The sequence below is a fragment of the Pseudomonas sp. H2_A10 genome (assembly GCF_054680085.1).
In genome coordinates this window covers 5,038,196-5,055,187 of record NZ_CP162821.1, presented here as the reverse complement: position 1 = coordinate 5,055,187, position 16,992 = coordinate 5,038,196, and the positions used below count along the sequence as shown (strand labels likewise).

The window sequence follows — 16,992 nt, the reverse complement described above, 5'->3', positions numbered from 1 at the left end:
GGTGGTGGACTTTCAGCGGAACGCCGGGACCACGTGTTTGATGAACAGCTCCAGGGATTTTTTCTTTTCCGCGTGAGGCAGGCTGTTATCGCACCAGAAGCTGAATTCGTCGACACCCAATTGCTGGTAGTACTTGATGCGCGGGATGATTTCTTCCGGGGTGCCGATCATGGCGGTCTTGTGCAGGCTCTCCAGTTGGAACTCCGGGCGCTCGGCGAACTTCTCTTCCGGGCTCGGTTCCAGGAAGCCGTTGACCGGCGTTACCTTGTTGCCGAACCAGGCATCGAAGGTGCGATAGAAACGCGAGATCGCCTTGGCCCCGACTTTCCAGCCCTCGGGGTTGTCGGCCGCGTGAACGTGGGTGTGACGCAGCACCATCAGTTGCGGGCGTGGCACGTCCGGGTTGTTATCCAGCGCGGCCTGGAATTTGTTCTTCAGATCGAGGACTTCTTCGTCGCCCTTCATCAGCGGCGTGACCATGACGTTGCAGCCGTTGGCCACGGCGAAGTTATGCGAGTCCGGATCGCGAGCGGCGATCCACATAGGCGGATTAGGCTTCTGGATCGGCTTGGGCACGCTGGTGGAGGTCGGGAATTTCCAGATATCGCCATCGTGGGCGTAATCGCCTTGCCACAGGGCGCGCACCACCGGAACCATCTCGCGCAGCGCCTGGCCGCCGGAGGAGGCGGGCATGCCACCGGCCATTCGGTCGAACTCCACCTGATAAGCGCCACGGGCCAGACCGACTTCCATGCGACCGTTACTGATCACGTCCAGCAAGGCGCATTCGCCCGCGACCCGCAACGGGTGCCAGAACGGCGCGATGATGGTGCCGGCGCCGAGGTGAATGGTGGTGGTCTTGGCGGCCAGGTAGGCCAACAGCGGCATAGGGCTCGGCGAGATGGTGTATTCCATGGCGTGGTGTTCGCCGATCCAGACGGTGCTGAAACCACCCGCTTCGGCCATCAGGGTCAGTTCGGTCAAGTCGTCGAACAGCTGACGGTGGCTGACACTTTCGTCCCAACGTTCCATGTGCACGAACAGGGAAAACTTCATGACGCTTACCTCGGATCTTTTGTTGTTGGCCTGTCGATCGGGAGTCGGCTGGCGGCTTATTGAATAATCGAAATTCGCACTATGCGCAAAATACGTCTGGATCAGGCGACGGCAGGCAGGGCGCCCATTTTGCCGTGGCAATACACCAGTGGCCCGGCGTTGTGCTGGGGCACGATCAGGTTCTTCACCGCGCCGACCATGATTGCGTGGTCGCCCCCTTCATATTCGCGCCACAGCTCGCATTCGATCACCGCCGTGGCGTTAGCCAGAATCGGGTTGCCCAGTTCGCTCAATGTCCATTCGATGCCTTGCGCCTTGTCTTTGCCTTTGCGCGCGAAGGCATAGGCTTCGCTCTGCTGGCCGCCGGACAGGACGTGAATGGCAAAGCGTTTGTTCTTGATGAGTACTGGATAGGAATCGGAGCTGTAGTTGGGGCAGAACAGCACCAGGGCCGGGTCCATGGACAGAGAGCTGAAGGCGCTGGCGGTCAGGCCGACGATTTGGCCATCGTCATCCAGCGTGGTGATCACCGTCACCCCGGAAGGAAACGAACCCATCACTTGTTTGTAGATGGCGGCATCGATCATGGGAGGGTCCTCTGGCGGTGTTTATGTGTTTGTAGTCTTATGGTATACCGTAATACATGCTTTGCAAGGGCTTTTTTTGGACCCAATAAACGTACGCCTTTGGTCTTTTAGCTAATGTTTACTGGGCTTTTAGCCCGATTGAACACGCGCTGTCGCTTTAAGGTTGCGGCTCAGATGGGTTCTAAAACATCGGGTCAGCCTTGTTAAAAGTTTGGAGTACCATAATATGGTTTGCATCTGAGGGGTGGCCAAAGAGCTCCCCGGTTTGGCTTCGTACAACTATAAGATCAGACAAACTAGAGTTCATGCACATGTGCCAGATGTCCCGGCGAGACCCCCTCATCGAGAATCACACGGTCGATTACGTTCCACTCGCGGAACGCCACGGGAAGGCCCGCGACCTTTTCACTTTATGGTTCAGTACCAACATCGCGCCGTTGCCCATCGTGACCGGTGCCATGGTGGTTCAGGTGTTCCACCTCGACCTGTTCTGGGGGCTGCTGGCGATCGCGCTCGGGCATATGGTCGGCGGTCAGGTGATTGCCCTGGCGTCGGCGCAAGGTCCGCGCATGGGGATTGCGCAGATGGTCCAGAGCCGCGGCCAGTTCGGCCGTTATGGTGCGCTGCTGATCGTGTGCTTTGCGGCGATTATCTACATCGGCTTTTTCATCTCCAATATCGTGCTGGCCGGCAAGTCCATTGTCGGTATCGTGCCTTCGGTTCCGGTGCCGGCGAGCATCCTCATCGGCGCCTTGAGCGCCACCGCGATCGGGGTGATCGGTTACCGCTTCATTCACACCCTCAATCGCATTGGCAGCTGGGTCATGGGCAGTGCCTTGCTCGCCGGTTTCCTATACGTCTTCGCTCATGACTTGCCCGCGGACTTCTTCACCCGCGGCGGTTTCAACCTGCATGCGATCGTTGCGTATTTCATCGGGATTATTGTGCAGTTGCCGTTTGCCAATACGTCGTTGTATGTCGGGCCGTATGCCAATTGGGTGCAAGGGGCTGATCTGTCGTGGCTGGTGGGGTTGGTGGTGACTTGCCCGTTGTATTACTGCCTGGCTACCCGCAGCCAAGTGCACGCGCGCAAAGCTTCCAGATTCGGTTATGCCGATTAATCAAACTCGTGTTCTGTATGTGTGAAATGCCCGGCCTGTGCCGGGCATTTTCGTTTGGATGGCAAACAGAGGGGGAGTTGAAGGCGCACAGTTGATTGGTACCGAGTTCGAGTGCTGTGTTCGTGGCGATCCGGGACCTTTGTTCTTAAAAGCAAAGAGTCAGGCAGAGGGGAGAGTGAGATAAAAAAAGGCCGCTGCAACCCGACGTTGCAGCGGCCCAAGGGTGACCGATAACGCGCGGCCCACTGGCATGGGCCGCTTGAGGATCAATGAGCGCCAGCAGCCTTGTTCAGATCGCTCTCGGCCCATTCGGTATAAACGCATGCATCGGCGGTGGCCCAACGTACCAACACCGGATCGCCGGCCTTGAGCGGCATGCCCGCAGCGGAGAGTGCCTTGACCGTCATCGACGTGCCACCGCCAGTGACCACGCTGCAAGTCTGGCTTTCACCCAGAAACAGCACCTCCACGACCTTGGCCGACACTTCATTCCAGCCCGCCGCCAACGGTTCCTGCGTGGCCTGCTCGGCACTCAAGGCCAACGCTTTCTCCGGTCGTACCATCAGCAAAACATCTTGATCGGTCTGCAGCCCTGCGCTCAGGCGAATCGACAGAGACTGACCTTCAAACGAAGCGACCGCATTGCCCTGGGCTTTGAGTTTGAGAAAGTTCGAGTTGCCGAGGAACGAGGCAACGAAGGCATTTGGCGGATTTTGGTAAAGGTCATAGCCACTGCCCAAGCCAACGATTTTGCCGTGACTGAAGATCGCGATGCGCTGGGACAAACGCATGGCTTCTTCCTGGTCGTGGGTCACGTAGACGATGGTGATGCCCAGGCGCCGATGCAGCTGGCGCAGTTCATCTTGCAGGTCTTCGCGCAGTTTCTTGTCCAGGGCACCGAGCGGTTCGTCCATCAGCAGGATGCGTGGTTCGTAAACCAGCGCACGGGCAATGGCGACCCGTTGCTGCTGGCCACCGGACAGTTGTGAAGGGCGGCGATGGGCGAACTGCTCGAGCTGCACCAGTTTAAGCATTGCATCCACCCGGCGCTCGCGTTCGGCGGCGGCCAGTTTGCGGATGGCCAACGGGAACGCGATGTTGTCGCGTACCGACAGGTGCGGGAATAGCGAGTAGCGCTGGAACACCATACCGATGTCGCGCTTGTGCGGCGGCACGTTCACCAGCGACTGGCTGTTGACCAGGATTTCGCCGCTGCTCGGGGTTTCGAAGCCGGCGAGCATCGACAGCGTGGTGCTTTTGCCCGAGCCGCTGGAGCCGAGGAAAGTCAGGAATTCACCGTCCTTGATGTCCAGCGAGATGTCGTCCACGGCGGCAAAGTCGCCGTAGTACTTGTTCAGGTTGCGCAGGCTGACCAGCGGTGTGTCGTGGTGCTGGGCGGAATTTTTGATCACTGCACTCATGTCGTACTCCTGGCGCTCAGGCGCTGATTTCGTTGCGCCGGCGCAGAGCGGCGGCGATCACCATGACCAATACCGAGAGGCCGATCAGCAGCGTCGAGGCGACGGCGATCACGGGCGTCAGGTCCTGGCGCAGGGTGGTCCACATTTTCACGGGAAGGGTTTGCAGGGTCGGGCTGGCCATCATCACGCTCAGCACCACTTCGTCCCACGAGACGAGAAAGGCGAAGAGGGCGCCGGCCACCATGCCCGGACGGATCGCCGCAAAGGTCACCTTGAACACCGCTTGCAGGCGCGAGGCGCCGCAGATCACCGCCGCATCCTCGATCGACTGATCGAACAGCTTCAGCGAATTGATAATCGAGATGATGGTGAACGGCAGCGCGACGATGACGTGGCTGACCACGAACGCGAACAGGGTGCCGGTGTAACCCAGTTTCAGGAACAGCGCGTACACCGCCACCGCGATGATCACAAGCGGCACGATCATCGGCAGGGTGAACAGGCCGTAGAGCATTTCGCGGCCGGGGAAGCGGCCACGCACCAGGGCGAACGCTGTCGGCAGGCCCAGGGCCACGGCGAAAAAGGTGGTCAACACCGCGACCTTGAGGCTGGCCATTGCCGCGTTCATCCAGTCGGCATTGGAGAAGAACTGGCCGTACCATTTCAACGTCCAGCCCGGCGGCGGGAACACCAGCCATTGCGACGATCCGAACGACAGCAGCACGATGAACACAATCGGCAGCAGCAGGAACAGACCAATCAGCCCGGTAGTCGCATACAGGCCGAAGCGCATGCGCCGGCTCATGGCATTGGGGGTCAGGAGCATGACGACTTACCTCGCATTGCTGGCGCCAACCGGGGATTCCGGCTGGAGCTTCAGGTAGAAGTAGAACAGCACCAGCGTGATCGCGATCAGCAACGCGGCGCCGGCGCTGGCCAGGCCCCAGTTGAGGAACGACTGCACCTGCTGAATGATGAACTCGGGCAGCATCATGTTCTGCGCACCGCCGAGCAACGCCGGGGTGACGTAGTAACCGAGCGACATCACGAACACCATCAACCCGCCGGACGCCAGGCCCGGCCGGCACAGCGGCAGGAACACCCGGAAGAAGTTGGTCCACGGGCTGGCGCCGCAGATGGAGCCGGCCTGCAGGATCATCGGGTCGATGGCCTGCATGGTCGCCTGCAACGGCAGCACGATGAACGGGATCATGATGTAGCTCATGCCGATCACCACGCCGGTGAGGTTATGCACCATCTCCAGCGGCTGATCGATGATGCCTAGCGCCATCAAGGTCTTGTTGATCACCCCCGAGGCTTGCAGCAGCACCAGCCACGAATAGGTGCGGGCGAGCAGGCTGGTCCACATCGACAACAGCACGATGTTGAGGATCCAGCGTCCCCAGCCGCGTGGCACCAGCGTGATCGCCCAGGCCAGCGGAAAGCCCAGCAACAGACTGAAGATCGTCACCAACCCAGCCACCGAAAAGGTGTTGAGCAGCACCCTTGCGTACGCCGAGTTGGCGAACAGTTGTTCATAGTTGCCAAAGCCCGGGGTCGGTTCCAGCACGCCGCGCAACAACAGGCCAATCAACGGCGCGAGAAAGAACAGGCCGAGGAACAGCAGCGCCGGCAACAGATTGCCGGCGCCACGCCAGCGTTGTTTGAAGGACGGGGCTTGCGCTATTGCGCTGGCCTTGCCGTGGGCCGAACCGGCAGCGCTGGTCGCGCTCCCGGTGGCAGTGGAGGGACGGGACGCAGTGGCCGTCATTTTCATTTGACCAGCCATTCGTTCCACCGTGTCGCGATGGCCGGACCGTTCTTGGCCCAGTACGCGAAATCAAGCGTGATCTGATCCTTTGCGTAAGCGGTCGGCAGGTTAGGCGCCAGCACCGAGTCCAGGCGCTGCACGCTGTCGACGTTGACCGGAGCGTAGGCGGTCAGGTTGGAGAAGTCCGCCTGGCCCTTGGCGCTGCTGGCGTTGGCCAGGAACTTCATCGCCGCGTCCTTGTTTTTTGAACCCTTGGGAATGACCAGGATGTCGGCCATGACCAGGTTCTGCTTCCAGCTTACGCCGACCGGGGCGCCGTCTTCCTGCAGGGCGTGAATCCGGCCGTTCCAGAACTGGCCCATGCTTGCTTCACCGGAGGCCAGCAGTTGCTGCGACTGCGCGCCGCCGCCCCACCAGACGATGTCTTTCTTGATGGTGTCGAGTTTCTTGAAGGCGCGGTCCAGGTCCAGCGGATACAGCTTGTCGGCAGGCACGCCGTCGGCCAGCAGTGCGAGTTCGAGCACGCCGGGGCTTGGCCATTTATAGAGGGCGCGTTTGCCGGGGTAGGTCTTGGTGTCGAACAGCGCGGACCAATCCTGAGGCTTGCCGGCGCCGAGCTTACCTTCGTTGTAGCCGAGGACGAAGGAGAAGAAAAACGAGCCGACGCCGTGATCGCTGACGAAGCGCGGGTCGATCTTGTCGCGCTGAATGACTTTGAAATCGAGGGGCTCGAGCAAGCCTTCGGCGGCAGCGCGCAGGGCGAAGTCGGCTTCGACATCGACCACGTCCCATTGCACGTTGCCACTTTCAACCATGGCCTTGAGTTTGCCGTAGTCGGTCGGGCCGTCCTGCACCACGGTGATGCCGCTGGCCTTGCTGAACGGGTCGGCCCAGGCCTGTTTCTGCGCATCCTGGGTGCTGCCGCCCCAACTCACGAAGTTGACGCTTTCAGCCGCCAGCAATGCCTGGCTGGTCACACTCAGCAGTCCCGCCAAAAGAACTGCGGTCGCACGTTTGTTCAACACCATTTTCACGCCCTCATTGTTGTGTTTATGAGCGGGGCTTCGAGTGCCCGCCTATCGGGAGCAGTAGGTCCATCTGGTCAATGACGAGCAGCTGGCCTATGGAATATCATATTATGGTATTCCAAACTTTGTGCAAGCACTTTGCCGTACCGGCTATCAGCGCAAAAGCGGTTTTTTTGCCGTCAGGCCCTTTATGAGTGACTTGCGTAGAACGGGGCCAACCCCGGACTCATTCGGTGAAAGGGATGCTCTCGACCACTTCCAGGTCGTAGCCGGTCAAACCTGCGTATTTCAACGGTGGGCCGAGATGACGCAATTTTCCCACGCCAAGCTCCTGAAGAATTTGCGCCCCAGTCCCTACTTCAGAATAGATGCGCGATTGTGAGCGGCTGAATTGTTTTGGCGGTTGGGTGAGTTGAGGGACGCGTTCGAGCAGCGCCTGGGATGATTCGTGATTGGCTAAGACGACCACCACGCCACGACCCTCTTCGGCCACCCGTTGCAGTGCGGCCCACAGCGTCCAGTTGGACGGGCCGCTGTACTGCGCACCGACCAGATCGCGCAGCGGATCGATCACATGCACCCGCACCAGGGTGGGTTCTGTTCGACGAATGTCACCCATGACCATCGCCATGTGCACGCCACCTTCGATGCGGTCCTCGAAGGTGATCAGGCGGAAGGTGCCATGCACCGTCGGCAGCTCGCGTTCGCCGATGCGCACCACGGTGTGTTCGGTGCTGAGGCGATAGTGGATCAGGTCGGCGATGGTGCCGATCTTGATGGCATGTTTGCGGGCGAACACTTCCAGATCCGGGCGGCGGGCCATGGTGCCGTCGTCGTTCATCACTTCAACGATCACCGAGGCGGGCGTGAAACCGGCCAGGCGAGCGAGGTCGCAACCCGCTTCGGTGTGGCCGGCGCGGGTCAGCACGCCGCCTTCCTTGGCGCGTAGCGGGAAGACATGGCCGGGCTGCACAATGTCCGTTGGGCCTGCATGGGCCGCTACGGCGGCGGCCACGGTACGCGCCCGATCGGCGGCGGAAATACCGGTGGTCACGCCCACGGCGGCCTCGATGGAAACCGTGAACGCGGTGCTGAACACGCTGCCATTGCTCGGCACCATTTGCTCCAGGTCAAGGCGCTGGCAGTGCGCATCGGTCAGGGTCAGGCAAATCAATCCCCGCGCTTCACGAGCCATGAAGCTGATGGCCTCGGCGGTGCAGCGGTCGGCGGCGAGCAGCAGATCGCCTTCGTTTTCCCGGTCCTCGTCATCGACCAGTAGCACCATCTTGCCTTGCCGGTAATCTTCGATGATTTCTTCGATGCTGTTGAAGGCCATGCTGGAACTCTCAGTGATTGGTGGGTATATTTATTGGTATACCATAATACAAAATAAACCAAGAGGTCACTATGAAGGCGTACTGGATTGCTCACGTGGATGTCACCGACCCCGATCACTACAGCCAATACACCCAGCGCGCTCCGGCGGCGTTCGCTTTATATGGCGGGCGGATGTTGGCTCGCGGTGGGCGCAGTGAAGCGATGGAAGGCCGGTCGACACCGCAACGCAGCGTGGTCATCGAGTTCGATTCCTACGAGCAGGCGCTGACCCTGTTACCACAGCGAGCCCTATCAGGAGGCGAAACGTCACCGTGAGGGCGTGGCCCGGGCTGAGGTGATCATTGTCGAGGGCGTGACGCCCCAGTAGATGTCAGCGAATGAAGTGGATCTTGCCGGTATCGTCGTTGCCGATGTAGATGCCGTAGACCCCGGCCTGGCGCTCCTCGATATAGCGTTCGAGGATCTGCCGGATTGCCGGGTAATAGATGCTGTCCCAAGGAATGTCCTCGGGCGCGAAGAATTGGTAGTCGAGGGTTTCCGGCCCGTACTGGCCGGTGATTTCCAGCGCGATGGCGCGGAAGATGATGTACACCTCGCTGATCTTCGGCACGCTGAAGATCGAGTAGGGCGAGAGAATTTCCGCGCGCACGCCGCTCTCTTCCCAGACTTCACGCAGTGCTGCCTGCTCGGTGGTCTCGCCACCTTCCATGAAGCCCGCCGGCAGCGTCCAGGTGCCCGGACGCGGCGGGATCGCGCGTTGGCACAACAGGTACTTGCCGTCCTGCTCGATGATGCAGCCGGCGATGATTTTCGGATTGACGTAATGGATGTAGTCGCAGCCGCGGCACATCAGACGCTCGTGCGTATCGCCCGGTGGTAGCTGGTAACCGAGGTCACCGCCGCCGCACTTTGGACAAAAGCTCGGGCTGAACATGCTTAGCGACCTATGCGAGGTTCTTTGAGCGCGATGGGCAGGGTGATCTCGGGGATTTTTCCGGTCTCTTCCTGTTTGCGCTTGAGGTAATCGAGCGCGACAGTCGCGGCGGCGCGCACGTGGTCGACACAAGCCTGGTGGGCGGCCAGGGGATCGCCGCTCTTGATCGCTTCGACCATGCGTTCCATTTCCTGATTGCTCGCGCCACGGCGGTTTTGCTGGGACACCGATGTCGCCCGCAAGTAACTGATCCGTGCCTGCAACTGACGCAGTTGAGTGGCCGCGACATGATTGCCGGAGCCTTCGAGCAGGACGTCGTAGAAACCTTGAACCGAATCGATCACCTGTTGCAGTTCACCTTCCTTGAGGGCCTTGCGGTTTTCCTCGAGGGCTTTTTCCAGGGCCTTGATGTCCTTGGCCTTGGCACGCAGGGTGAACAGCTGGACGATCAGGCCTTCGAGCACGCAACGCAGCTCATAGATATCCACGGCATCGGCCAGGGTAATGATCGCCACCCGTGGGCCCTTGGCGTCGGCAAATTCCACCAGACCTTCGGATTCCAGATGACGCAAGGCTTCTCGTACGGACGTGCGGCTGACGCCCAGGCGATCGCACAGATCGCGTTCAACCAGACGATCTCCCGGCAAGAGCTGGAAGTTCATGATGGCGCTTCGCAGTTTATCCAGCACGATTTCGCGCAGGGTAACGGGGTTGCGATTGACCTTGAAGCTGTCGTCGAGTGGCAGGCGTTTCATGGGGTCCGCTCTGAGTGTGGCTGTCCATGCAAAAAGAGCACGTCGATCCAGGATCATCGTGCTCAGGTCATCACAACAGCCAAGGGTTAACTGGAGGCCTCGGCATCGGCTTCGGCGAACGCTTCACGGGCGAGCCGGAAACTGTCTACGGCAGCGGGAACGCCGCAATAAATACCGACCTGAAGCAGAATTTCGCGTATTTGTTCACGACTCAGCCCGTTACGCAAGGCGCCGCGTACATGCAGCTTGAGTTCGTGAGGCCGATTGAGGGCCGAAATCATTGCCAAGTTTATCATGCTGCGCTCTTTAAGCGACAAACCCTCACGCCCCCAGACGTGGCCCCAGCAGTACTCGGTGACCATCTCCTGAAGCGGCCGGGTGAAGTCGTCGGCTTGCTCGATGGAGCGGTTCACGTAAGCCTCACCCAGCACCTGAGTGCGAATTTTCAGGCCTTTTTCATATTTTTCGTTGTTCATTGCTGTGTGCTCCCAAAGTCATCGAGCCCGCCCATCCAGGTGTATTTGAGCGGGTAGACGCAGCCCCCATGTCATCGTCAGGCCAGCGTGGGTAGCGGGCCCAGCTTGCCTTTGTGATAGATCATCGGCGTGACCGGTTGCTGGGGCAGAATCAGGTTCTTCACCGCGCCGACGATGATCGCGTGATCGCCGCCGTCGTATTCACGCCACAGTTCGCACTCGATGATCGCCGTGGCGTTGTGCAGCAGCGGGTTGCCCAGATCGCTCAAGTGCCACTCGATGCCTTTGGCCTTGTCCTTGCCTTTGCCCGCAAACGCATAGGCTTCGGCAGTCTGGTCGGCCGATAGCAGATGAATCGCGAACTGCTTGCTGTCACGCAGAATCGGGTACGTGTCCGAGGCATAGTTGGGGCAGAACAGCACCAGTGCCGGATCGATCGACAGCGCACTGAAGGCGCTGGCGGTGATGCCGACGATCTCACCGTCCTGGTTCAGGGTGGTCACCACCGTGACCCCGGATGGGAACGAGCTCATGACGTCTTTGTAAATGCCGGGTTCGATCATTTTTCAGGGCTCCTAGCGCATCACGAAGGGATCAGGCATGGGGGCCTGAGAGAGGTTGATCCACACCGTTTTCAGCTCGGTGTAGGCCAGCACCGAATCGATGCCGCTCTCGCGTCCATAGCCGCTGTTCTTGAAACCGCCGATCGGCGCCATGGCCGAGACGGCGCGGTAGGTGTTGACCCAGATAATCCCCGAACGAACGTCCCGGGCCAGGCGATGGGCACGCCCCAGGTCGCGGGTCCAGATACCGGCGGCGAGGCCGAACTGCGAGTCGTTGGCAATGGCCAGCGCTTGGGCTTCATCCTTGAAGCGGATGACTGAGGCCACCGGGCCGAAGACTTCTTCCTGCATGATCTTCATCGAATTGTGGTCGCACTCGAACAAGGTCGGCTCGTAGAACCAGCCTTCGCCGAGGTTCTGCGGGCGTTTGCCGCCGGTGCGCAGGCGCGCGCCTTCGGCGATGGCCACCGCTACCAGGCCTTCGACCACGGCCAGTTGCTGCGCGGTGGCCATGGGGCCCATCTCGCTGGCGTCGTCTTGAGGGTTACCGATGCGAATGCGTTGGGCGCGCTCCACCAGGCGCTCGACGAATTCGTCGTAGATTTCATCCTGAACCAGCAAGCGCGAGCCCGAGACGCAGCTCTGCCCGGAGGCGGCATAGATCCCGGCAATCGCGCCGTTGATGGCGCTGTCGAGGTCGGCGTCGGCAAAGATGATGTTCGGTGATTTACCGCCCAGTTCCAGGGACAACTTGGCGAAGTTCTCGGCGCTGCTGCGCACCACATGCCGTGCCGTGGCGGCGCCGCCGGTAAAGGCGATCTTGCGCACCAGCGGGTGGCGGGTGAGGGCGGCGCCGGTGCTCGGGCCGTAGCCGGTCACTACGTTGACGACGCCCGGTGGGATGCCGGCTTGCAGCGCCAGGCGCGCCAGTTCAAGGATGGTCGCCGAGGCGTGTTCCGACGGCTTGATCACGATCGTATTGCCCGCCGCGAGGGCCGGGGCGAGTTTGATCGCGGTCAGGTACAGCGGGCTGTTCCACGGAATGATTGCGGCGACCACACCCATGGCTTCGTGCACGGTGTAGGCAAACAGGTCCGGCTTGTCCAGCGGCAGAGTGCCGCCTTCGAGCTTGTCCGCCAGGCTCGCGGTGTAGTGGAAGAACTCCGGCAGATAGCTGACCTGGCCACGGGTTTCGCGAATCAGCTTGCCGTTGTCGCGGCTTTCCAGCTGCGCCAGTTGTTCTTTGTTTTCGGCGATCAGGTCGCCCAGGCGTCGCAGCAATTTGCCACGAGCGGTGGCGGTCAAGCCACGCCATGCCGAGCTGTCGAAAGCGGTTTGCGCGGCCTGCACGGCGCGCTCGACATCGGCTTCGTCGGCGTCGGGCAATTCGGCCCAAGGCTGGGCCAGCGCCGGGTTTAGGCTTTCAAAGGTCTTGCCGGACAGGGCATCGACCCATTCACCGCCGATGCACATCTGGAAGCGTGCGAGTGTCATGCAACGATCCCCTTTATTTGGTTTTGTCGGGAGTGCGCGGTGTCGAGAAACTCCAGCAGCAGCTGGTTGACCAGGCGCGGTGATTCTACGGGCATCATATGCCGCTGCTCGGCGAGCACGGCAACGGTCGCGCCGGGAATGCGTGCGGCCAATTGCTCGGCCATTTGCGCTGTCGAACCCGGGTCCAACTCACCGGTGGCGATCAGTGTCGGCACCTGAATGCTGCCTAGATCGTCGGCGCGGTACATGTCCTGGGTCGCGAACAGCTTATAGGTGGTCAGGTAACCCTGAGGGTCGTTGTTTGCCAGGGTTTGGCGCAAGGCCGCAATCTGCGCCGGATTGGCCGCCTGATATTCACGGCTGAACCAGCGCGACAGGGCGGCTTCGGCGTTGGCATCCGGTCCGTGCTCGGCCGCTTGAGCGGTGCGTGCGATGACGCCGGCACGCTGTTCGGGGCTGCGATTGAACACGCTGTTGAGCACCACCAGGCCTTGCAGGCGTTGCGCGTAATGCAAGGCAAAAGCCCGCGCGACCAACCCGCCCATGGAAAAGCCGATCACGGTCGCCTGGGGCAATTGCAGGTGGTCGAGCAGCTCCAGCAACTGATCGGCATAGCCGAGCAGAGGCGTGCCGCTTTCCGGGCGCGGGCTGGCGCCATGGCCAAGCATATCGTAGGCAATCACACGGTACTTCGTGGCTAGGCCGACAACCTGGCCGCCCCACATTTCTTTGTTCAGGCCCACGCCGTGGATCAAAACCACGGGCTGGCCTTGGCCGGTCGCCAGGTAACTGGTGCCAGCCGGGGTGCGTTCAGCGGTGAGCCGAATCATGGAGCGCTCCTGCATGCCTTTCTTGTTTTGGTGACTAACCTGGATTACTGAGCGTTCTCGGCCGCCAGCTCTTCCAGATCGATATAACGGTTGCCGATGCGTGGGTGCAGGCGGCCGCCATCGGCGCAGCCCAGAACCACCACGATTTCGTCGGCACGCGGGGCATCTTCAATCTGCATTTCCAGCGTGATGTAGTGCGAACGCAGGCCTTCATCGTCCTTGTGCATCATCGGGATCTGGATCGAAGTGCCCGGGCCGCCGCGCTTGTTAGTGAAGCTCAGGTAGCTTTTGGCTTTAACGGCTTCGCGGTAGTGATTACCGAAGCGCAGGGTGTGGATCACCGCCGAAGCATGCTCGATTTCGCCGTCGGCACCGACTACCGCGGCCTTGCCGTAGGCTTCGATCTTTTCGGCACCGCCGATGATGTTCACCAGGCGTTCGACCATCAGCGCACCGAGGTCGGAACAGTTGGCGCGGATTTCCGGTTTCAGGTCTTCAACGAACCCGCGGCCCAGCCAAGGGTTTTTCATCACTACGGCCAGCCCGACCATAGTCACAGGCTTGTCAGTAGCCTTGCCGCCTTCGATAAAGGTTTCTTCGACATAGCTGACGATCTTGCGGATTTCGAAACTCATGAGCTGCTCCGTAGAGGGGTTTGGGTGTCTATGCGTCTGATGGTATACCATAATACCGGCAGTGCAAGTCCCGGAAACGGGTTTATGCTCCAAAGACGACAAAAGGGAGGGCGGGCAGTTGTCCCGTGGCTTGAAGCCAATCGCTGCGGCCGGGCCGGTTCTGTCTACCTCGGCTTCGTTCAGCACGTAGACGGCATCTACATTCGGCGCAAAGCGCCAGGGTTGAGGGCAAACACCCGTATTTACGGGGGCTGTGGTGCTATCCAGAAAATATTTAAAATAAATTGCATTTAAATCAAGACATTGCAGATTTTTGCTGTATTATGCCGCCCACACCGAAACGAAGGGTGATTAGCTCAGCTGGGAGAGCATCTGCCTTACAAGCAGAGGGTCGGCGGTTCGATCCCGTCATCACCCACCATTCGCTTCATGTGTTACGCGCAGCGGTAGTTCAGTCGGTTAGAATACCGGCCTGTCACGCCGGGGGTCGCGGGTTCGAGTCCCGTCCGCTGCGCCATATTCGGTAACCTGGAACGCTGAACGCCAGGTCACCACAGAAAGCCCGCTCATTGAGCGGGCTTTTTTTCGTCTGCAGCATTGCGCTGCGATCCATCTCCAGCCACGGGTTTTAAGTACACATTTAAGTACGTTATTCAGTGACCTCTACGCCAGCACCGTCAGCCAGGCCGACACCAGCAGCAAAAAAGCCAGTGCATAGTTCGCGCGTTTGAACGCCTGTGGCGAACCAAAAAGCCGCGCGCTCGCCACCCCGAGCAATGCCCACAGGGTCATGCACGGCAAGGAGACCAACAGGAACACCAGCGACAACACCACCAGCCGCGTGGTCTTGTCGCCGCCACCGACAAACACGCTCGCCACCGCCACTGCCATCATCCAGACTTTTGGGTTGAGCAATTGCAGGGTCGCGGCACCGAACACGCTCAGGCCCTCGTCGCGTGGGGTAGTCGGGTTCAGCGACGGCGGCGCGCTTTGAAAAATCTGCCAGGCCAGCCAAGTCAACCACAGCACCCCGGCCCAGGCCATCGCCTGCTGCACGCGCGGAAACCGCAGCAGCGTCTCGCCCACGCCGAACCCGACGACAAACACAATCAGCGCCGCCGCGATGCATGCGCCAAAAATGATCGGCAGTGTGGCGCCCAGCCCCCACCTCGAACTGTGGCTCAGCACCAGAATATTGGTCGGCCCCGGGGTGATCGAGGCAACGATCGCAAACAGCAGGAACGGCAACAACGATTCCATGGCTCAGGCTCCCAGTGGACGCGTCGAAGGGGCAGAAAAGAACAGCGAAAAAAACATGGCATGGACTCCTTGATCAGATGGGAGGCCATGGTCGCGGGTCAGCTGGATTCAGTCTGGAAGGTTTGAGCAGCGCTTGCGGTAGTCCGCTGGTGTGAGCTGGTAAGCACGGCGGAACCAGCGCCCCAGATGGCTTTGATCGGAGAACCCGAGAGCACTGGCCACCTGCGCCGGTGACTCGCCCCGCGCCAGTAGCTGCCGCGCCTTGGCCAGGCGCAACTGGATCAGATAAGCATGAGGCGCCAGCCCAAAGGCGGCCTTGAAGGCCCGCGTCAGGCGAAAGCGATCAACCCCACAGGCTTGCGCCAGATCATCCAGCCCGATGTCCTCGTAGACATGGGCATGCAGATAGTCACGCGCCACCTGGGCCACCAACGGCAGGCGCGGATCAAACACCCGCCGCTTGCGCCAATCAAGGTGGCAAGTGAGCGACCCTAACAAGGTATCGATGGCGTTCTGGCGCACGATGCGCAAATCACCCCCGTGAAGCACGTGGAAGGCTTGATAAACGGCAGCGGCCAGGCCCGGTTCCTGGCTCAGGGTGTCGGCAAAGCCCGGCTGACTATTGGCCGGCGCGTGCTCGAACAACGCATGCAGCTCCCGTTCAAGCCAGTGCGGGTCAAGGTACAGCATGGAATAGGTAAACCCTTCCTCGGTCGGCGCATGTCCGTCGTGGATTTCCCCCGGCTCCAGCATGAATACCTTGCCCGGTGTACTGAGATGGCGAACGCGTCGGCAATTGAACTGCTGTACCCCCTGTTCGGTGACCCCAATCAGAAAACTGTCATGCCAGTGCGGATCGTAGGCATGCCCCTGAAAATGGGCGCGAATCGATTCAATCCCGGTATCGGCATCCTGGGACAGCTCAATCCAGTTGCGTTTATCCACGGAAGGCTCCAGAGGTAGGGGTCAGTTTTGAACGGTGCGGGCGGCTAAATTACCGCGCTTTTGAACAGGAAGTTTAGAAGATTTGTGCGGGTTGAGGCTGAGCCAAAGCTGCCTATGCGCAAAGGCAGAAAAAGGATCGATTGACGTCATTGGTGAATGGCACACATCGGCCAACTCCGTCGGACTAAACCCACATTAAAAAAGCCCGCAGAGTGCGGGCAAGACAGGAATTTTAGAGACTGCATGAGTGCACAGACTCAGTAGTGAGAAACATAAAACGCTTCGCAAGTTTATTTTCTTTTGTGCGATGCCGACCAACGGCGTAATAAGCCGGCAAGGGGGAAACTTGTACGAAGCGGTATGATTTGTACAGGAAAAAAATCTGAACCTTCCTTCTGACGAGATAACAAAAAAAATTCAGAAGGAGCAAACATGACAAGCTATTTATATATCATCGAGTATGAACTTCATCACACACCCCGGTCCTTCATTATAAGAAGCGAAGTTATGAATAATGCAGAGGCTTGGCACTGGGCTTGTTGCGATGCGGGGATAGGCATCATTCCGAGGTCACGTAATGACAAGCTCAAACGCATCAGCAAACCGATGGCAGAGCGCTATGGGCTTGAAAACGTGAGGTGGCGGCCGTCTGGCACTGTGCCATTTAACCCGAAGCCCTACATTCCCCCTCCACCCGAATGAATGCACTACCGCAAAAAGTCCATACGTTCGTGTATAAATCAGGTCAACCGTTTCTCTTGTTCGCTAACATGCATAA

At 59.8% G+C, this 16,992-nt stretch carries 18 protein-coding genes, 2 tRNA genes and 1 pseudogene; 5 read left to right on the top strand and 16 right to left on the bottom strand.

Going from position 1 to position 16,992, the window contains the following annotated elements; genetic code table 11:
- Window positions 1-12 precede the first annotated feature (12 nt).
- Window positions 13-1,056, bottom strand: a complete 1,044-nt coding sequence (locus tag AB4O23_RS23410) for an LLM class flavin-dependent oxidoreductase (protein ID WP_017530572.1) — start codon at window positions 1,054-1,056, stop codon at window positions 13-15.
- 101 nt (window positions 1,057-1,157) lie between these two features.
- On the bottom strand, window positions 1,158-1,643 hold the full coding sequence (locus AB4O23_RS23405; protein ID WP_017530571.1) for a flavin reductase family protein: 486 nt from the start codon (window positions 1,641-1,643) through the stop codon (window positions 1,158-1,160).
- Window positions 1,644-1,954: 311 nt separating this feature from the next.
- Between AB4O23_RS23405 and AB4O23_RS23400 the strand changes: the two genes are divergently transcribed.
- Window positions 1,955-2,764: a purine-cytosine permease family protein gene (locus tag AB4O23_RS23400; protein WP_460060802.1), complete on the top strand. Its 810-nt coding sequence runs from the start codon at window positions 1,955-1,957 to the stop codon at window positions 2,762-2,764.
- Between the two features lie 266 nt (window positions 2,765-3,030).
- On the opposite strand, the gene AB4O23_RS23395 is transcribed toward AB4O23_RS23400, so the two are convergent.
- The 5 genes from AB4O23_RS23395 to ribBA all read right to left on the bottom strand — a co-directional run bounded on the left by AB4O23_RS23395 (window position 3,031) and on the right by ribBA (window position 8,320).
- The gene (locus AB4O23_RS23395; RefSeq protein ID WP_017530569.1) at window positions 3,031-4,185 is read right to left on the bottom strand and encodes an ABC transporter ATP-binding protein; all 1,155 of its coding nucleotides are present in this window, start codon (window positions 4,183-4,185) and stop codon (window positions 3,031-3,033) included.
- A gap of 16 nt (window positions 4,186-4,201) precedes the next feature.
- Window positions 4,202-5,011, bottom strand: coding sequence for an ABC transporter permease (locus AB4O23_RS23390; RefSeq protein WP_026067478.1), 810 nt, complete (start codon window positions 5,009-5,011; stop codon window positions 4,202-4,204).
- Between the two features lie 6 nt (window positions 5,012-5,017).
- Complete coding sequence (locus AB4O23_RS23385) at window positions 5,018-5,962, bottom strand: ABC transporter permease (protein WP_017530567.1); 945 nt, start codon at window positions 5,960-5,962, stop codon at window positions 5,018-5,020.
- On the bottom strand, window positions 5,959-6,984 hold the full coding sequence (locus AB4O23_RS23380) for an ABC transporter substrate-binding protein (RefSeq protein WP_017530566.1): 1,026 nt from the start codon (window positions 6,982-6,984) through the stop codon (window positions 5,959-5,961). Before AB4O23_RS23380 ends, AB4O23_RS23385 begins: the two co-directional genes overlap by 4 nt.
- 226 nt (window positions 6,985-7,210) lie before the next feature.
- The gene (ribBA, locus tag AB4O23_RS23375) at window positions 7,211-8,320 is read right to left on the bottom strand and encodes a bifunctional 3,4-dihydroxy-2-butanone-4-phosphate synthase/GTP cyclohydrolase II (protein ID WP_460069091.1); all 1,110 of its coding nucleotides are present in this window, start codon (window positions 8,318-8,320) and stop codon (window positions 7,211-7,213) included.
- Between the two features lie 71 nt (window positions 8,321-8,391).
- Between ribBA and AB4O23_RS23370 the strand changes: the two are divergent.
- Window positions 8,392-8,689 (top strand): annotated as a pseudogene (locus AB4O23_RS23370) (DUF1330 domain-containing protein).
- A gap of 3 nt (window positions 8,690-8,692) precedes the next feature.
- On the opposite strand, the gene AB4O23_RS23365 reads toward AB4O23_RS23370, so the two are convergent.
- From AB4O23_RS23365 to AB4O23_RS23335, 7 genes are all read right to left on the bottom strand, one after another.
- Window positions 8,693-9,256 (bottom strand): NUDIX hydrolase, encoded by a 564-nt coding sequence (locus AB4O23_RS23365; protein WP_017530563.1) that lies wholly within the window; start codon window positions 9,254-9,256, stop codon window positions 8,693-8,695.
- Between the two features lie 2 nt (window positions 9,257-9,258).
- Window positions 9,259-10,011 carry a GntR family transcriptional regulator gene (locus tag AB4O23_RS23360; RefSeq protein WP_017530562.1) on the bottom strand — a complete coding sequence of 251 codons (753 nt, stop codon included), beginning with the start codon at window positions 10,009-10,011 and terminating at the stop codon, window positions 9,259-9,261.
- Between the two features lie 86 nt (window positions 10,012-10,097).
- Window positions 10,098-10,487, bottom strand: coding sequence for a carboxymuconolactone decarboxylase family protein (locus AB4O23_RS23355; protein WP_017530561.1), 390 nt, complete (start codon window positions 10,485-10,487; stop codon window positions 10,098-10,100).
- Window positions 10,488-10,564: 77 nt separating this feature from the next.
- Complete coding sequence (locus tag AB4O23_RS23350; protein WP_017530560.1) at window positions 10,565-11,050, bottom strand: flavin reductase family protein; 486 nt, start codon at window positions 11,048-11,050, stop codon at window positions 10,565-10,567.
- A 12-nt stretch (window positions 11,051-11,062) separates the two neighbouring features.
- Complete coding sequence (locus AB4O23_RS23345) at window positions 11,063-12,544, bottom strand: aldehyde dehydrogenase (RefSeq protein ID WP_460150275.1); 1,482 nt, start codon at window positions 12,542-12,544, stop codon at window positions 11,063-11,065.
- Window positions 12,541-13,374, bottom strand: coding sequence for an alpha/beta fold hydrolase (locus AB4O23_RS23340; protein ID WP_017530558.1), 834 nt, complete (start codon window positions 13,372-13,374; stop codon window positions 12,541-12,543). Before AB4O23_RS23340 ends, AB4O23_RS23345 begins: the two co-directional genes overlap by 4 nt.
- A gap of 44 nt (window positions 13,375-13,418) precedes the next feature.
- On the bottom strand, window positions 13,419-14,009 hold the full coding sequence (locus AB4O23_RS23335; protein ID WP_065876934.1) for an amino acid synthesis family protein: 591 nt from the start codon (window positions 14,007-14,009) through the stop codon (window positions 13,419-13,421).
- Window positions 14,010-14,354: 345 nt separating this feature from the next.
- On the opposite strand from AB4O23_RS23335, the gene AB4O23_RS23330 reads away from it, so the two are divergent.
- Window positions 14,355-14,430: transfer RNA gene (locus AB4O23_RS23330), tRNA-Val, on the top strand.
- A gap of 19 nt (window positions 14,431-14,449) precedes the next feature.
- A tRNA-Asp gene (locus AB4O23_RS23325) sits at window positions 14,450-14,526 on the top strand.
- 146 nt (window positions 14,527-14,672) lie between these two features.
- On the opposite strand, the gene AB4O23_RS23320 is transcribed toward AB4O23_RS23325, so the two are convergent.
- Window positions 14,673-15,269 (bottom strand): LysE family translocator, encoded by a 597-nt coding sequence (locus tag AB4O23_RS23320; RefSeq protein ID WP_065876935.1) that lies wholly within the window; start codon window positions 15,267-15,269, stop codon window positions 14,673-14,675.
- Window positions 15,270-15,377: 108 nt separating this feature from the next.
- Complete coding sequence (locus tag AB4O23_RS23315) at window positions 15,378-16,214, bottom strand: AraC family transcriptional regulator (protein WP_017530338.1); 837 nt, start codon at window positions 16,212-16,214, stop codon at window positions 15,378-15,380.
- Window positions 16,215-16,646: 432 nt separating this feature from the next.
- Here AB4O23_RS23315 and AB4O23_RS23310 point away from each other — a divergent pair, with 432 nt between their 5' ends.
- Window positions 16,647-16,916 (top strand): DUF6555 family protein, encoded by a 270-nt coding sequence (locus AB4O23_RS23310; RefSeq protein ID WP_017530339.1) that lies wholly within the window; start codon window positions 16,647-16,649, stop codon window positions 16,914-16,916.
- The last annotated feature ends 76 nt before the right edge of the window (window positions 16,917-16,992 follow it).

What these genes read in the sequence shown, in the direction of transcription:
- AB4O23_RS23345 (WP_460150275.1), bottom strand. Translation starts at nt 12,544, where the DNA reads ATGACACTCGCACGCTTCCAGATGTGCATCGGCGGTGAATGGGTCGAT.
- AB4O23_RS23395 (WP_017530569.1), bottom strand. Translation starts at nt 4,185, where the DNA reads ATGAGTGCAGTGATCAAAAATTCCGCCCAGCACCACGACACACCGCTG.
- AB4O23_RS23350 (WP_017530560.1), bottom strand. Translation starts at nt 11,050, where the DNA reads ATGATCGAACCCGGCATTTACAAAGACGTCATGAGCTCGTTCCCATCC.
- AB4O23_RS23335 (WP_065876934.1), bottom strand. Translation starts at nt 14,009, where the DNA reads ATGAGTTTCGAAATCCGCAAGATCGTCAGCTATGTCGAAGAAACCTTT.
- AB4O23_RS23355 (WP_017530561.1), bottom strand. Translation starts at nt 10,487, where the DNA reads ATGAACAACGAAAAATATGAAAAAGGCCTGAAAATTCGCACTCAGGTG.
- AB4O23_RS23410 (WP_017530572.1), bottom strand. Translation starts at nt 1,056, where the DNA reads ATGAAGTTTTCCCTGTTCGTGCACATGGAACGTTGGGACGAAAGTGTC.
- ribBA (WP_460069091.1), bottom strand. Translation starts at nt 8,320, where the DNA reads ATGGCCTTCAACAGCATCGAAGAAATCATCGAAGATTACCGGCAAGGC.
- AB4O23_RS23360 (WP_017530562.1), bottom strand. Translation starts at nt 10,011, where the DNA reads ATGAAACGCCTGCCACTCGACGACAGCTTCAAGGTCAATCGCAACCCC.
- AB4O23_RS23390 (WP_026067478.1), bottom strand. Translation starts at nt 5,011, where the DNA reads ATGCTCCTGACCCCCAATGCCATGAGCCGGCGCATGCGCTTCGGCCTG.
- AB4O23_RS23340 (WP_017530558.1), bottom strand. Translation starts at nt 13,374, where the DNA reads ATGATTCGGCTCACCGCTGAACGCACCCCGGCTGGCACCAGTTACCTG.
- AB4O23_RS23400 (WP_460060802.1), top strand. Translation starts at nt 1,955, where the DNA reads ATGTGCCAGATGTCCCGGCGAGACCCCCTCATCGAGAATCACACGGTC.
- AB4O23_RS23405 (WP_017530571.1), bottom strand. Translation starts at nt 1,643, where the DNA reads ATGATCGATGCCGCCATCTACAAACAAGTGATGGGTTCGTTTCCTTCC.
- AB4O23_RS23320 (WP_065876935.1), bottom strand. Translation starts at nt 15,269, where the DNA reads ATGGAATCGTTGTTGCCGTTCCTGCTGTTTGCGATCGTTGCCTCGATC.
- AB4O23_RS23380 (WP_017530566.1), bottom strand. Translation starts at nt 6,984, where the DNA reads ATGGTGTTGAACAAACGTGCGACCGCAGTTCTTTTGGCGGGACTGCTG.
- AB4O23_RS23365 (WP_017530563.1), bottom strand. Translation starts at nt 9,256, where the DNA reads ATGTTCAGCCCGAGCTTTTGTCCAAAGTGCGGCGGCGGTGACCTCGGT.
- AB4O23_RS23385 (WP_017530567.1), bottom strand. Translation starts at nt 5,962, where the DNA reads ATGAAAATGACGGCCACTGCGTCCCGTCCCTCCACTGCCACCGGGAGC.
- AB4O23_RS23310 (WP_017530339.1), top strand. Translation starts at nt 16,647, where the DNA reads ATGACAAGCTATTTATATATCATCGAGTATGAACTTCATCACACACCC.